Origin of the sequence: Microbacterium sp. MPKO10, from assembly GCF_026107415.2 — a bacterium.
Taxonomy (GTDB): Bacteria; Actinomycetota; Actinomycetes; order Actinomycetales; family Microbacteriaceae; genus Paramicrobacterium.
This window is the reverse complement of record NZ_JAPCHX010000005.1, coordinates 253,131-267,762: the sequence shown is the minus strand read 5'-3', so window position 1 is coordinate 267,762 and position 14,632 is coordinate 253,131. Positions and strand designations below refer to the sequence as shown.

The 14,632-nt window shown below is 64.9% G+C and carries 14 protein-coding genes; 5 read left to right on the top strand and 9 right to left on the bottom strand.

The features are described 5' to 3' along the window. Window positions 1-56: 56 nt before the first annotated feature. The 4 genes from OK352_RS12270 to OK352_RS12255 form a co-directional block, all read right to left on the bottom strand. Entirely contained in the window at window positions 57-1,124 is a 1,068-nt protein-coding gene (locus OK352_RS12270; RefSeq protein WP_265141774.1) for a threonine aldolase family protein, read from the bottom strand. A 77-nt stretch (window positions 1,125-1,201) separates the two neighbouring features. Then, complete coding sequence (locus tag OK352_RS12265) at window positions 1,202-1,732, bottom strand: SRPBCC domain-containing protein (protein WP_265141773.1); 531 nt, start codon at window positions 1,730-1,732, stop codon at window positions 1,202-1,204. A 105-nt stretch (window positions 1,733-1,837) separates the two neighbouring features. Continuing rightward, window positions 1,838-2,935 carry an ABC transporter permease gene (locus OK352_RS12260; protein WP_265141772.1) on the bottom strand — a complete coding sequence of 366 codons (1,098 nt, stop codon included), beginning with the start codon at window positions 2,933-2,935 and terminating at the stop codon, window positions 1,838-1,840. Next, window positions 2,932-3,816 carry an ABC transporter ATP-binding protein gene (locus OK352_RS12255; protein ID WP_265141771.1) on the bottom strand — a complete coding sequence of 295 codons (885 nt, stop codon included), beginning with the start codon at window positions 3,814-3,816 and terminating at the stop codon, window positions 2,932-2,934. Before OK352_RS12255 ends, OK352_RS12260 begins: the two co-directional genes overlap by 4 nt. Window positions 3,817-4,093: 277 nt before the next feature. Here OK352_RS12255 and OK352_RS12250 point away from each other — a divergent pair, with 277 nt between their 5' ends. From OK352_RS12250 to OK352_RS12240, 3 genes are all read left to right on the top strand, one after another. Next, window positions 4,094-4,864, top strand: a complete 771-nt coding sequence (locus OK352_RS12250; protein ID WP_265141770.1) for an SDR family NAD(P)-dependent oxidoreductase — start codon at window positions 4,094-4,096, stop codon at window positions 4,862-4,864. A 33-nt stretch (window positions 4,865-4,897) separates the two neighbouring features. Next, on the top strand, window positions 4,898-5,740 hold the full coding sequence (locus OK352_RS12245) for a helix-turn-helix transcriptional regulator (protein ID WP_306387798.1): 843 nt from the start codon (window positions 4,898-4,900) through the stop codon (window positions 5,738-5,740). 61 nt (window positions 5,741-5,801) lie between these two features. Next, the gene (locus OK352_RS12240) at window positions 5,802-6,161 is read left to right on the top strand and encodes a hypothetical protein (RefSeq protein ID WP_265141769.1); all 360 of its coding nucleotides are present in this window, start codon (window positions 5,802-5,804) and stop codon (window positions 6,159-6,161) included. Here OK352_RS12240 and OK352_RS12235 read toward each other — a convergent pair. From OK352_RS12235 to OK352_RS12225, 3 genes are all read right to left on the bottom strand, one after another. Further along, window positions 6,128-6,793 carry a response regulator gene (locus tag OK352_RS12235; protein ID WP_265141768.1) on the bottom strand — a complete coding sequence of 222 codons (666 nt, stop codon included), beginning with the start codon at window positions 6,791-6,793 and terminating at the stop codon, window positions 6,128-6,130. The genes OK352_RS12240 and OK352_RS12235 overlap by 34 nt on opposite strands. Further along, entirely contained in the window at window positions 6,790-8,106 is a 1,317-nt protein-coding gene (locus OK352_RS12230; protein WP_265141767.1) for a sensor histidine kinase, read from the bottom strand. The genes OK352_RS12235 and OK352_RS12230 overlap by 4 nt, the downstream gene beginning before the upstream one ends. Window positions 8,107-8,189: 83 nt before the next feature. Continuing rightward, entirely contained in the window at window positions 8,190-9,605 is a 1,416-nt protein-coding gene (locus tag OK352_RS12225) for a DUF6421 family protein (RefSeq protein WP_265141766.1), read from the bottom strand. Between the two features lie 271 nt (window positions 9,606-9,876). Between OK352_RS12225 and OK352_RS12220 the strand changes: the two genes are divergently transcribed. Then, the gene (locus tag OK352_RS12220; protein WP_265141765.1) at window positions 9,877-10,536 is read left to right on the top strand and encodes a P-loop NTPase family protein; all 660 of its coding nucleotides are present in this window, start codon (window positions 9,877-9,879) and stop codon (window positions 10,534-10,536) included. Further along, window positions 10,533-12,428 (top strand): YhgE/Pip domain-containing protein, encoded by a 1,896-nt coding sequence (locus OK352_RS12215; RefSeq protein WP_265141764.1) that lies wholly within the window; start codon window positions 10,533-10,535, stop codon window positions 12,426-12,428. The genes OK352_RS12220 and OK352_RS12215 overlap by 4 nt, the downstream gene beginning before the upstream one ends. Before the next feature lie 64 nt (window positions 12,429-12,492). On the opposite strand, the gene OK352_RS12210 is transcribed toward OK352_RS12215, so the two are convergent. Together OK352_RS12210 and OK352_RS12205 are read right to left on the bottom strand one after the other, a co-directional pair. Then, window positions 12,493-13,695, bottom strand: a complete 1,203-nt coding sequence (locus OK352_RS12210; RefSeq protein WP_265141763.1) for a Glu/Leu/Phe/Val dehydrogenase family protein — start codon at window positions 13,693-13,695, stop codon at window positions 12,493-12,495. 81 nt (window positions 13,696-13,776) lie between these two features. Further along, window positions 13,777-14,592, bottom strand: a complete 816-nt coding sequence (locus OK352_RS12205; RefSeq protein WP_265141762.1) for an alpha/beta fold hydrolase — start codon at window positions 14,590-14,592, stop codon at window positions 13,777-13,779. Window positions 14,593-14,632: the final 40 nt, after the last annotated feature.

The window sequence follows — 14,632 nt, the reverse complement described above, 5'->3', positions numbered from 1 at the left end:
TGTCACCGCAGCCTGGACGCTCCCGGAGGGAATCCCGGATGCTGCCTCAGCATGTTCTACGCCGCGAACGCCTGTCTGATCGCCGCGACGAATGCGTCGATGTCGGCTTCGGAGGTGTCGAAAGCGCACATCCACCGCACTTCGTTCGTGTCAGCATCCCAATCGTAGAAACGGAAGTTCTCGCGCACCCGGTCAGCGACGCCGTCAGGAAGCTTCGCGAAGATCGCGTTCGCCTGCGTGGCCTGCGAGAAGCCCAGGCCCGGCAACTGGCCCTCGGTGATGAGGCCGTCGAGCCTGCCGCGCAGCAGTGCGGCCATGGCGTTTGCGTGGCGGGCGGAACGCAGCCAGAGGTCGCCCTCGAGCAGCGCGATGAGCTGGGCCGAGATGAAGCGCAGCTTCGAGGCGAGCTGCATGTTCATCTTGCGCAGGTACGTCAGGCCGGTCGATGCCTGTTCGGTGAACACGATGACGGCCTCGCCGAACAGCAGCCCGTTTTTTGTGCCGCCGAAGCTCATGACGTCGACTCCGGCGTCTCGCGTGATCGCGCGCAGCGGCACGTCGAGCGAGGCGGCGGCATTGGCGATGCGCGCACCGTCCATGTGTAGCAGCATCCCGTGTTTGTGCACGTGGTCGGCGATCGCGCGCACCTCGTCAGCGGTGTAGACCGTGCCCACCTCGGTCGATTGCGTGATGGAGACCACGAGTGGCTGCGCGCGGTGCTCGTCGCCCCAGCCCCACGCCTCGGTGTCGATGAGCTCGGGGGTGAGCTTGCCGTCCGGCGTGTCAACGGTCAGCAGCTTCATGCCGCCCACGCGCTCGGGTGCGCCGTTTTCGTCCACGTGGATGTGAGCGGTGGATGCTGTGATCACAGCGCCCCAGCGCGGAAGCATCGACTGCAGTCCGATAACGTTGGCGCCGGTTCCATTGAAGACGGGAAATACGTGGATGCCGGTGCCGAAGTGCGACTCGAAGACCTCGGTGAGGCGCGCCGTGTAGACGTCTTCACCGTAGGCGATCTGGTGGCCGCCGTTGGCCGCCGCGAGCGCGTCGAGGACCTCCGGGTGGGCACCCGCGTAGTTGTCGGAAGCGAATTGTGTGCGTGTGGGGTCGTGCAGAGAGTTCACTCCTCCATCCTCACGTATCCGCGGGCGTGATTGGGTGCGTCACGCGCACGAATCGTGCGAGATTCTTGCGTCAGCGATCAACTGTCGAATCCCAGCATCCGCGCATACTCGTCGTAGAGGGAATCCCAGCCGGCAGCGTGTGCGGCGACGCCCGTGACGAGCGGAATCTGGGTGCCGCCCGCGACGGCGTCAAGCGCCTGCAGGCAAATGTGCCATCCGGCCGCAAGACTCGGTGCGAGCGACGCATCGACAAACACCTGGCTGAGCTGCACAATGGTGCCTTCGGGCGACGGAGCCAGTTCGATATCGATGCGGTCGTCTACCCAGTTCAGCGACAGCATCTGCTGGCTCGCCGCCGTCAGCACCTTGCCCGGATTGGCATTCGCCTTAAGATCATCGGCCTGGCGAAGCGTGACGGGGCCCAGCCGGTCGAGATCGCGATCGGGCGAAAATGGTGCCCAGCGTCCGACGACAGAGCGTTGCGTGAGGGCGGGCCACAGCGTCGCCGTTGAGTGCGGCATCGTCCGTTCGAGCGTGAGCAGCTGGTGCGAACCCATGTCGATGAGTGTCGCGTCGAGCGGGTGCTCGGGCAATTCGATTTTGGCCATGCCTCCAGTGTGCGGTTCGCGCCACTGGTCGTCTAGTGCGCTCCTGTGCACATAGGTTGCGCGCCCGCAAGGTTCCGCGGGCGCGCAACGTTCAGCATGCGCTGATCAGTGCCGAAGCGCTTCCCCCCACTTGACGCGCGAGCCCATCTTCAGCAGCGAGTTCTCGTAGATGCGTGCGCCGATGATGACGACAAGAACGGCGGATGCTGCCAGCACGACGAGCGACAGCAGCGGTTCCCACCAGCTGGCTGTTCCGAGGAACAGACGCATCGGCATCCCGACTGGTGCCGAGAACGGCACGTAGGACATGATGCCGAGAACCAGCGGATTGTCGTGGAAGAAGATGACGAGGAAGTACGGCAGCATGATGAGCATCGTGACCGGAGTCGTGGTCGACCCGATGTCCTCTTGCCGCGAGACCATCGACCCTGTCGCCGCGAACATGGCGGCGAGAAGGACGAAACCGATGGCGAAGAACGCGACGAACCAGAGAATGGGGGCGCCGAGCCCAAGCAACAGCTCGCTCTGCCCGATGATCGAGAGCCCCACGATCGACAGCACGGCGAGGGCGGCGATCTGCCCGAAGGCGAGAATCGAGTTGCCGAGCACCTTTCCGGCGAGCAGCGAACGCACGGGAATTGCCGACATGAGGATCTCAACGACGCGGGTCTGCTTCTCTTCGACGACGCTCTGGGCAATCACGCTGCCGAACGTCATCGCCGACATCATGAACACGAGCCCAAAGCCGATCGCGACGAAGTAGGCGACGAACGAATTGTCGCCCGATGTGTCCAAAAGTGTGACATCTGGCGTGACGCTGAGCTGCATCATGAGCGAGGTCGGAGCCTCAGTGTCGGCGATGATGGCGACTCCGGCCGCCGAGTCGTCGGGGACAAGCGCGGCGTCGACGTCACCGTCTTCCACCAAGGTCTTCGCCTCGTCGACAGAGCCGACCTCTGTGATTTCATATGCATCATCGCCCTGGATGCTCTCGGCGGCGGATCCGACCGCGGCGACCGGCATGGCCGACTGATTCTGCGCGACGATTCCACCGACGATCATTCCCCCAAGAGCGATGACGAACAGGATGATCGTCGAGATGACGAATGCCTTGCTGCGCAGCCGCGCCATGATCTCGCGCTGTGCGACCAGCCAGGTGCTGGAGAAGAAGCTGGGTGCGGGTGTGCCTGTGGGCGCGGTCATGCGATGACCTCCTTGAAGATCTCGGCGAGCGACGGATGCTTGGGAGTGAACGTCGTGACGGCACCCTCGTCGACGGCGCGACGGAGAACGCGCTGCGCCGTGGCGGCGGTGTCGACGTCGAAGAGGGCGTAGCCGCCGTCGAAGTCGAGAACGGTGACGCCCTCCGTCTCGCGCAGCCACCCGGCGTCCCCGGTGAAGAGCAGTTCGAAGCGGTTTGTCGAGTGCTGGGCCCGGAGCTGCTCGCGGCCACCGGCGGCACGCACCTCACCACCCGCGATGATCACCAGGTCGTCGCACAGGCGCTCGACGATGTCGAGCTGATGGCTGGAGAACAGCACGGGCACGCCGCCCGCCGCATACTCGCCGAGGACGCCCACGACCGAGTCGACGGCGATCGGATCGAGGCCGGAGAACGGCTCGTCGAGAATGAGCGTCGTCGGCTCGTGGACCAGCGCGGCGGCGATCTGTGCGCGCTGCTGGTTGCCGAGCGAGAGGTCTTCGATCGGGTCGTGGGCGCGTTCGTCCAGGTCGAGGCTTTCGAGGAGCCGGTTGGCATTGCGCTGCGCACGATCGTGGCTGAGTCCATGCAGGCGCGCCAGATAGATCAGCTGCTCGGCCACCTTCATCTTCGGGTAGAGACCGCGTTCTTCCGGCATGTAGCCGAATGCGCGACGGTCGGATGCTGTCAGCGGGGTGCCGTCGAACGTCACCCGTCCGGCGTCCGATGCCAACAGGCCCAGAATGACCCGCATCGTCGTGGTCTTGCCCGCACCGTTGCCCCCGACAAAGCCGGTGAGCCGGCCAGGGGAGACGGAGAAGGTGACGTCGTTCAGCACACGGCGGGTGCCGAAGCTCTTGGTGATGCCGGAGATCTCGAGCACTGTCGGTCCTTTCCTTCGTTCTGACTCAACGCTATTGCGCAGCGGTACCGCACGGCATCCGCCGCGGGGCGGGTTTCGGTCATCATCCTCGCGGGGGAGAAGAGCCGAGAGAAAAGCTCTGGGGAGGCGCTGCGAGGCTTAACCGTGAGAATGCGCATTGGTGACTCACCGGGGGAGCGCTGCGGGAGGCGCTGAGGAAACCACCGAGGGGAGGATCAATGATCCCTGGTTCAGCGTGGCATTCCTCGCCGCCGCGTTCAGCGCGAGAGTAAGTCTCATGACTGAAAAACACCAACGCATTGCCCTCGTCACGGGCTCCAACCGTGGCATCGGACGCAGCGAAGCTCTCGCCCTCGCCCAGAGCGGTGCCGATATCATCGTCACCTATCGCACCGGAGAGCGTGAAGCAGCATCCGTCGTCGACGCCATCAGCGCGCTCGGGCGCCGTGCCGTCGCACTCCACCTCGACCTCAGCGACCCGGGCTCATTCGACGCATTCGTCACGCGTATGCGCAGTGAGCTGACGGGCACGTGGGGTCGCGACACGATCGACATCGTTGTCAACAACGCGGGCGCCGCCGTCTGGTCGCCCCTCGGCAGTATCGATGCGCAGGCTGTCCGCGATGCTCTCGATGTGCACGTCGTCGGTGTCGTCATGCTGACGCAGGCACTGGCACCGCACATTGCCGAGAGCGGCCGCATCATCAACACCTCGAGCGGACTCGCCCGGTTTGTGGGTGAGAATGGCTACTCGGTGTACGCGGCGGCGAAGGGAGCCATCGAGGTCTGGACGCGCTATCTGGCACAGGAACTGGCACCGCGGAGGATCACCGTGAACGCCATCGCACCCGGTGCGACGGGAACCGATTTCGGGGGCGGGATGCTCCGCGACGACGAGAACGTGCGGAGCATGCTGGCGGGCGCCATCGCCATGGGGCACGTCGGTCTTCCCGACGACATCGGGGCTGCGGTTGCCGCAGTGGCGTCCGAGAACATGGGCTGGGTGACCGGGCAGCGCATTGAAGCCTCGGGGGGCATGCGTCTCTGATCCACGGTCGGCAGAGTTCGGCAGAATAGGACCATGATGAGCGACGACAGAGAGCAGCTCGCTGATTTTCTCCGCACCCGGCGTGCGGGGCTCCAGCCCGAAGACGTCGGGATGCCACGCGGACCGCGTCGGCGAACGGGCGGTCTCCGACGTGAGGAGGTAGCGGCGCTCGCCGGGCTCTCTGTCGACTACTACAGCCGCATGGAGCAGAGCCGCGGTCCCCACCCCAGCGAGCAGATGCTCTCGGCGCTCGCGCGGGGGCTCCGGCTCTCGCTCGATGAGCGTGATCACCTGCTGCGGCTCGGCGGATTCCCCGTACCGCGCCGTGACACGGGCGGCCGTCACGTCGATGCCGGAATCATGCGGATCCTCGACCGCCTCGCAGACACCCCGGCGATGGTCGTCAACGGTGCGGGCGAGTGTCTACACCAAACGGGGCCGGCCGTCACAATCTTCGGTGATGAGACCCGGTTCGCTGGTCTCGACAGAAGCGTCGTCTACCGCTGGTTCACGGATCCGACCTCCCGCGCCGTGTATCCCGCGGAAGACCACGAGGCGCGGGCCAGGGACTTCGTCGCCGATCTGCGCACGGCGTTCACACGGGACGGCAGGCCCTCTCGCGTTGCGGAGGTCGTTGACGCTCTGACCGAGGTCAGCACCGAGTTCGCTGCGCTCTGGGCCGAGCACCGGGTGGGCCGCAAGCACAGCCAGAATAAGCGTCTCGTGCACGCGGAGGTCGGCGTCATCGACGTCTACTGTCAGTCGCTCTTCGACGTCGATCAGAGTCAGGCACTGCTGGTGTTCACGGCGACGCCCGGCAGCGAGAGCGCTGAGAAGCTGCGGCTGCTGAGCGTTCTCGACGGGCACGTCGTGTGATGCATCGCCATCTGAGAGCCTGGCGGCGTCCACGGCCGCGGATACCTGACACACTGGAGGTGTGTGGTTTCGCTCGGGCAGACGCCCCTCATCTCAAAAGGCAGCGGATGCCGTGAGCTCGCCGTTCGGCATCGGCGTTCCCGTGTACGTCATCGACGGTCTGACGGGCGACAGCTTTCCCGACGAGCCGACTGGGCTCATCGTCGGAACGGGAGCTGTTCTTCCGCACACCGGGGTGACGGGTCAGAGCGCACAGGCACGCGTGTGGATCGTCGAGTTCTCGGAACCGCAGCATCTGCGTGATGGCCGCGGACCGTTCTCTCGCGCCGAGATCTCGGAGGAATCCCTTGTCGCGGCGCCGCCGCTCGGCGACGAGCAGGAGCAGGGTCAGGAACCGGGAACGACCACGCCGTTCTCATAGGCGAAGACCACGGCCTGGATGCGGTCGCGCAGCTCGAGCTTCTGCAGGATCTTCGAGACGTGTGACTTCACCGTCGCATCTCCGACAAACAGCTTCGCCGCAATCTCTGAGTTCGAGAGGCCTTGCGCCACAAGCTGCAACACCTCGCCCTCGCGGTCAGTGAGCTCCTCGAGTTCGCGCACCTGTGCCGGGCGCTTGGCATCAGCAGATCCCGTGGTGGCAAACCTCTGGATGACCCGGCGCGTCACCTCGGGGGAGAGCAGTGCGTCCCCCGCCGCAATCGTGCGCACGGCCTCGACAAGTTTCTCAGGGCTCGAGTTCTTGAGCAGGAATCCGCTTGCTCCCGCATCGAGCGCGGCAAACAGGTAGTCCTCACGATCGAATGTTGTGAGCATGATCACGGCGGCATCGGTGGATGCTGTCACGAGCCGCGTGGCCTCCAGACCATCGAGCACGGGCATCTGGACGTCCATGCACACGACATCGGGAGCGAGCTCGCGTGCGCGTTCGACGGCGTGCTCGCCATTCTCGGCTTCGCCGACCACCTCGATATCTGGTTGCGCGTCAAGGATGATGCGGAATCCGGCTCGCACCATCTCGTGGTCATCGGCGAGAAGAACGCGCGTGTTCATGCGGTGACTCCGGTCGTGTTGTGGGCAGGAGAGCGTGTCGCAATCGGGATCCGTGCTCGCACCAGGTAGCCGCCGCGCGACCGCGGCCCGATCTCAACCTCGCCGCCGACGGCGGCAACGCGCTCGCGCATTCCCAGATGTCCGAGTCCGCCCGGGCGCGGCTTGGCGGGAACGATCCCGGTGTTGGTGACCTCCAGTTCGACCGAAGACTCGAGATACCGCAGGCGAACATCGGCGGTGGCGTCGGGGCCGGCATACTTGCGGGCGTTTGTGAGTGCCTCTTGCGCAACGCGATAGAGCGTCAGCGACACGGTTCCTGAAAGCGGACGCACCGTGCCATGGGTCTCCAACGTTGCCGGGAGTCCGGCGGCTGTCGACTCGGCGACGAGGTCATCGAGCTGAGAGACGTCGATGGTGCTCACGCTCCGCGATGCCTCATCATCGTCATCGCTCTGCCTGAGCGTGCCGACGAGGCTGTGGAGTTCATCGATCGCCGTTCGGGCATTCTGTTCGATGGCACCGAGCGCCTCTCGCGCAGCATCCGGATTCGTCTCCATCACCGTTCGGGCTGCCCCGGCCTGCACGCCCATGACTGAGACATGGTGGGCGACGACATCGTGAAGTTCGCGGGCAATGCGCACGCGCTCCAGGGCGACGGCCTGCTCGGCGGACAGTTCGCGCTCGCGTTCGAGCTGCTGCGTGCGGTACTCGAGCTCGGCGCGCTGCCTGGCCGAGCGGTAGGCATGGGTGCCGAAGTACGTGGCTCCGCCGAAATACAGCAGATTTGTGATGATCTGGATGCCGAAGTACGCGAGCATCGCCGTTTGTGTGCCGAAGCCGTTGAAGTCATCGCTCGTGCCCGAATCGGTCACGGAGATGAACATCGCGATTGCCAGCCAGATGAGCATCGCCCCGATGATCGCGCCCAGGGTGAACCGCACGATACGGCGGTCGCCCACCCACGCGCCGACGGTGTAGATCGCGATGAACAGCACAATCTGGCTGAAGAGCAGCTCGCGCGTGCCGAGCTCCATGCCGGTGATGTACGCGGCGGCGACGACGAGTGCCGTGATGCTTGGCCAGCGTCGCCGGAATGCCAGCATGCCGCACATCACTGCCGCCCAGACGACGGTCAGCCACATCGGGCCGTCCTGGCCCATCGCGCCGGTCAGTTCGTAGAGCACGGCACTCGGCATCATGCACGCGAACAGAACGAGAGCGCCGAGGCCATCGCTGCGACGCTGAGCACGCGTCGCCGGCGGGCGTCGCCAGCCCGCGTCAGCCGGATCGATCGGATCGATAGTGTCGCTCATGCCTCAACGGTAGCGAGATCGGGCTCCGCGGTCATCCGCCACGGGGCGGATTTATCTGGGTGACGTTGCTCGGAGCGTCAGAATCAATCGTTACTGGTGATGCCGGACGTCGATTCGATGACGTCGCCCATCTTCTTGCCGAGTGCCTCGTAGAACATCGAGAGCGGGAATTCGTCGTCGAGGACAGCATCCGTCATGCCTCGAGGAAGCCCCGAGAGCGTCTCATCGTCGAGTCCGCGCGCCCAGGCCGAGGCCGGATGCGGTTCGAGGACCGAGCGGACAAGGTCGTACGCGGCGAGCCAATGCGATTTCTTCGGTCGGTCGATCGATCGCCAGTAGAGATCGTTGATGGCGTCGCCGAGCGCGACGACGACATCGGGGACGTCGTTCCAGTCGATCGTGAGTGTCGTGTCCGTCCAGTGCAGCACTCCACGCTGGTGAAGCCAGGCGAAGAGCAGCTGCCCGCCGAGCCCGTCGTAGTTGCGGCTGCGGCTTCCGGTGAGAGCGAAGCGGAAGATGCGATCGAAGATCACGGCGTACTGCACGAGCTTCGCGTGACGCAGAATCTCTGCCTCGGCATCCGTCAGCGACTCGCCATCACCCTGTGCACGTGCCGTGAGGTCGCGTTCAAGCCGCACCGACTCGCGGAACGCCGTCATGTCGCAACGCATCTCTTCAAGCGCGTACATGAAGTAGGGAGAGCGCTGCTTGATCATGAACGGGTCGAACGGCAGGTCGCCGCGCATGTGCGTGCGGTCGTGGATGAGATCCCACATCACAAACGTCTCTTCGGCGAGCCGCTGGTTCTCAAGAAGCTCACGGGCCTCGGCAGGCAGATCGAGCTTCGTGATTTCGGATGCTGCAGTGACAACGCGGCGAAAGCGCGCGGCCTCGCGATCCTGGAAGATCGCGCCCCACGTGAACGCAGGGATCTCGCGCATGGCGACAGTCTCAGGGAACAGCACAGCTGCGTTGGTGTCGTAGCCGGATGTGAAGTCGAGGAAGCGGATGGGCACGAAGAGCTTGTTTGAGAAATCGCCGGCCTCGAGCTCCGCGATGAAGTCGGGCCACAGCACCTCGACGAGCACGGCTTCGACGTGGCGATTGCGTGATCCGTTCTGCGTGTACATCGGGAAGACGACAAGGTGCTTCAACCCGTCGATGCGGTGCTTTTCGGGGTGGAAGGCGACGAGGGCGTCGTAGAAATCGGGGACGCCGAAGCCGTCGTCCACCCAGCGGCGAAAGTCGGCCTGCACCGCGGTGAGGTACTCGTCGTCTTCGGGGAAGAACGGTGCCAGCTCGGCCACGCTGTCGACGAGGTCAGTGACGTGAGCGCGTGCTGCGGCGTGAGCATCCGGGTTTTCGATCGAGCCGTCTTTCGACTGCAGTGGCTGCAGGGCCTCAGCTGCGGTCTTCAGCCTCAGCCATGCAGGATGCGTCGCGAGGTCGCCGTCCTGCGCGTCGGACGGCGCAACGGCGTCGATAACGGTGCGTTCCATGGGAGCCTCCTCGCTCGGTCACAATTCCGGTCTTCGCAATCGAGGTTACGCGGGAAACCGCCGTGAAAAGTGGATGATTCGGCGATAACGTTGCGTCTTGTAAGAGTGCGTGCAGTTTCAGTGCGTGGAGTGGAAACGATGTGCCGATTTTCCGCGTATCGCCGAGATGAAGGGTACCCGCACAAGTGTGCAACGTGTGGGTGCCAAACATGGACCACGAGCAGGATGGCGTTAGCGTAGGCGAGTTGACCAGGAGCGACGGAGGGATGCAATGCGCATCGAGGTAAATGGGGTGAACAAAGGGAAGGACTCTGAGGTGCTTCCGCCGACCACGGTCGTCGTCCAATCAGAGCACGTCACTTTCGTGCGTGCCGATACCGAGCAGCGGCCCACGGTCCTTGGGCTTATCGCATCGGGGCGGATGAAGCCGACAGCCGGATCCGTCACCGTCGACGGCGACGAGTCCGCACGCACATTGCGCCGTGCTGTTGCCCTCATCGATGCTCCGGATATCAGCGACCCTGCGCCGAACGTGCCGGTGTGGCGCGTCGTCAGCGAAGAGCTGATGTTCGCAGGCCTGCCGTCCCACCCCATCGCCGTGCGCGATGCCCTCGACGAACTCCACCTGACGGCCGTACGGAAGCGCGACATCTCGCAGCTCGAATCGGCAGACAGAGTCAGGATGCTGCTTGAGCTCGCCTCACGTCGGCCCGGCGTCGAGATTCTCGTGCTGGTCTCGCCCGACCGTCACGGTGGCGATCCTCTCGAATGGTGGCGGATCTGCCGAACGTTCGCCGCGCGCGGGTTCGGTGTGCTCGTGATTGCCGGGTACTCCTCGGCAACGGCGATCAGCAGTCTTACCGGTCTCGACGTGTCTGAGACCGTCGCCGCCGATGCCGTACCTCTGTTTCAGACGGGAGAACTGTCGTGAAGATCTTCGCGATGCTGCGCGCCGAGTTCGCGCGCCTCACTGCCACTCCGATGGCGAAGCTCGCTCTTCTCGCCCTCATGGTCGTTCCCCTGCTCTACGGCGGGCTGTATCTGTGGGCCAACCAGGATCCATACGACAACCTTGACCAGGTGCCTGTCGCTCTCGTTGTTGATGACGAGGGCGTCGGCGAAGGCGACGAGTACACGAACTATGGCGATGAGATCGCTGAGTCGATGCTCGAAGACGACACGTTTTCGTGGAGTCGCGTCAGCCGGGCATCCGCCGAGCACGGTGTGGCCGCGGGGGACTTCGACTTCTCGGTGACAATCCCGGCTGAGTTCTCTGAGTCGATCGTCTCGTCCGAGTCCGATGACCCCCATCAGGCCGAAGTCGTGCTGACGACGAACGACGCGAACAGTTATCTTGCGTCGACGATCGGAGAGTCGGCGATCACGACGATCAAAGAGCAGATCGTTTCGATGGTGAACGAACAGGCAGCGGGCCGGATGCTCGATGCGATCGCCGAGATCAGAGTGAATCTGGTGGATGCGGCTGATGGGGCCTCGCAGCTCGTCGACGGTGCCCAAACGGCACACGACGGATCGAGTGACCTCGCCGACGGTCTCGCCGCGCTCACGACGGGTGCCACCGATCTGTCGGACGGTCTCGACGAGTTGAAGAGCAAGACGCAGGCACTTCCTGGGCAGACGGAGGAACTCGCGAACGGGGCGGCGCAGGTGGCGGCGGGCAATCAGAAGATTGCCGATGCAGCGGATGCTGTCGCCGCAGCATCCGAAAGCTTTAACGGCGCACTTCCTGGAGTCCGTGACGACATCAGCGCCTGGCTGGCCGAGCAGGGCTACGACGACGAGCAGATTGCCGAGGTGCTGGCCAAGCTCGACCCTCTCGGCACGAAGGCCGACGCCGTCAACTCCACTGTGCAGAGCACCGTCAGCTCCATCGATGAGCTCTCGAGCGGCGCATGGCAGGTGTCGAGCGGCGCCCGGAGCCTTGCCGATGCGATGCCTGCGCTCACCGCCGGCATCAGTGACGCCGCGGCGGGTGCTCAGCAGCTTGAGGACGGCGCAGCCACCGCGTCGGAGGGCGCGGTCTCGCTGCGCGATGGGCTCAGCTCATTGCTCGGCGGAGCGACCGAGCTGCGCGATGGACTCAAGGATGGCGTCGCTCAGATTCCGGATTCGTCTGAAGAGCTGCGTGACAAACAGGCATCGACGATCGCCGACCCCGTCGATGTCTCGACGTCGGCTGTTACGAAAGCCGGAACCTACGGAGCAGGGCTCGCCCCATTCTTCGTCGCACTCGCGGCGTGGATCGGCATCTACGCGCTCTTCCTCATCATCAAGCCCGTCTCGAAGCGGGCGATCACGGCGATGCGCACGCCGATCAGGACGACTCTCGCCGGGTGGATGATGCCGGCCGGGCTGGGCGCGATTCAGATGATCGCTCTCTACTTCATCGTCTCCGGGGCTCTCGGCTTCACCGTCCATCAACCCTGGGGAGCCTTCGGCATCATGGCGCTGTCATCAGCGGCATTCGCGGCCATCATCCTCGCGCTTAACGTGTGGTTCGGCAGTGTGGGGCAATTCCTCGGTCTGGTGCTGATGGTGGTGCAGCTCGTCACCGCCGGGGGCACGTTCCCCTGGCAGACTCTGCCCGAGCCGCTGCGCGCGCTCCACTTCGCCTTCCCGATGCCGTACACGGTGGATGCCCTACGACAATTCATGTACGGCGGCAGTTATGCCGCCGCGGGTCAGGACGCCATCGTGCTGGTGATCTGGTTGGTCGCGGCGCTTGCGCTCACGGTCCTCGGTGTCGCTCGGATGACCCGGTTCCGCACGATGCGTGACCTGGAGCCAAGCCTCATCGGATAGCGACGCTGCACGATGACGAAGCGGCTGCCCGGCAGGGGCCGGACAGCCGCTTCTCGACGGGGAGTTACACTCCGGCGGGCACGGCTTCGAGGCGAGCCCGAGCGAGGCGCTCCGCGGCCTCGAGCGTTGTGATGCCCTCAGACTGCGACTGCTCGAAGATCGAACGAAGGGTGTCGCCGATGTGCTCGACGCGCTCTTCGATCGCGTGACGGTCGGCACCGGGCCTTGACGCCATGTCGATGTAAATGACGCCTCCGGCGTTCACCACGAAGTCCGGGGCCCAGAGGATGCCGCGCTCGGCGAGCTGCTCCGCGCCATCGTGGCGCTCCAGCTGGTTGTTGGCCGCGCCGACGACAGCCTTGCAGCGCAACGATGCGATGACATCGGGCGTGAGTGCCCCGCCGACCCCGCAGGGGATGAAGAGATCGGTCTCGAACTGGTGCTCGTCACCGGGCTCGATCCAACTTGCCCCGATCTCTTCGGCCAGGGCCCTGCGGGCTGGATTCACATCGGTGACGATGAGGCGGGCACCTTCGGCAGCGAGGCGCCGGGCGAGGCGCCCGCCCACCTGGCCCAACCCGGAGATGACGGCACGGCGCTCGGCCGGAATCGGACTGCCGAAAACGGCATCGAGGGTGGCCGTGACTGCCGAGTAGACGCCGGCGGCTGTCGCATCGCTCGGTTCGCCGACACCGCCGCGGTCTGCGGGGAGTCCTTCGACGTGGGCGGTGCGTTCGGCGACCGTCGCCATGTCATCAGCCGACGTTCCGACGTCTTCGGCCGTGTAGTAGGTGCCGCCGAGCGTCTCGACGGCGTCTCCGAGGTCGAGCATGGCGTCACGTTTGCGTTCGGCATCCAGAACTGTTCCCTCGGGAACGAAGACCACAGACTTTCCGCCTCCGCGGGCGAGTCCGGCCGCCGCGTTCTTATAGGTCATGCCTTCGGCGAGGCGGAGAGAGTCGGCGAAAGCCTCACGCCAGCTCCGATACGTCCAGACGCGGGCGCCGCCCAGGGCAGGACCGAGAGCTGTCGAGTGCACGGCGACGCTGATGGTGAGTCCGGAGCGAGGTCCGCGTGTGATGAGTACTCGCTCGTGCTCGAGCTCCGGTGCGCTGAAGGCGTCTGCGCTGTGTTGTTCGGTTCTGCGTGTGTTTGAGTGGGGTGACAGCATCGTCGATATCTCCTCGTGGGCGATTGTTTCGAGGTTCCTGGTCGGAGCCTGCGCACGAACAGGGTTGGCGCCGTGCGCACTTCCAGTGTCACTCACGTCACGACGAAAGGCCACCCGCTCCGCCGCGTGGCCAGGCCAGCCGGGGCCCGAGCAAGCGGAAACCCGGTCGGACGGGGATCAGAGGCTGTGCTTCGCCAGCCACGGCTCAAGCACCGTGAGGAAGGCGCCTGGTCGTTCGACACTGGGCAGGTGCGCCGTGTCGTCAATGCATGAGGAGTCGGCATCCGGGATCTGCTCGGCAAGGTATTCGAACTGCATCAGAGCAGGCGTAATGTCATACTCGCCCACGACAACGAGCGTCGGCACACCAATATCGACGACGCGATCGAAAGCGGGGCGCTCCAGCGCTCGCGGAATCGGATTCTGATCGACCTTCGAGATGTTGAACCTGTTGAGCATCCGCGCAGTCTCGAGGAAGTCCGGGTCGATGTCGCCGGGATCCCGCAGCGGGCCGACGGCCCACAGACGCACCTCGGCATCCATGGAGACCGGCCAGTCGCGTGCCTCCCACGCGGCATCGATCTGGTCGAACAGGTCGTCTTCCGTCTCGGTGAGCTCGATCTCGGGGAACCCGCTCGGGCCCGAACCGATGGTCACGATGCCGGCCACCCGGTCACCGTGCTCGACGGCGAGGTCGAGGGCGATCTGGCCGCCTCGGGACGAACCGATCACCGTCGCGCGCTCGATGCCGAGCTCATCGAGGAGCCGCAGAGCATCGTCGCAGTTCGAGAACTCGACGTCATCGGAGTCGGTCTCGCCGAACCCGCGCGTATCGAAGCGGATCACATAGTGGTGTTCGGCCAATGCGGGAATCAGCGGATCCCACATGCGCAATGTCGCGATGCCGGCGTGAATCAGCAGAAGCGCGGGATCCTCCCGCCGCCCCTCTGTCTCGTAATACAGCCGACCATCCGGCACATCCATGTGCGGCATAGTCCCGAGCCTACGTCAGGCGAGCATTCCCCGGAAGCCC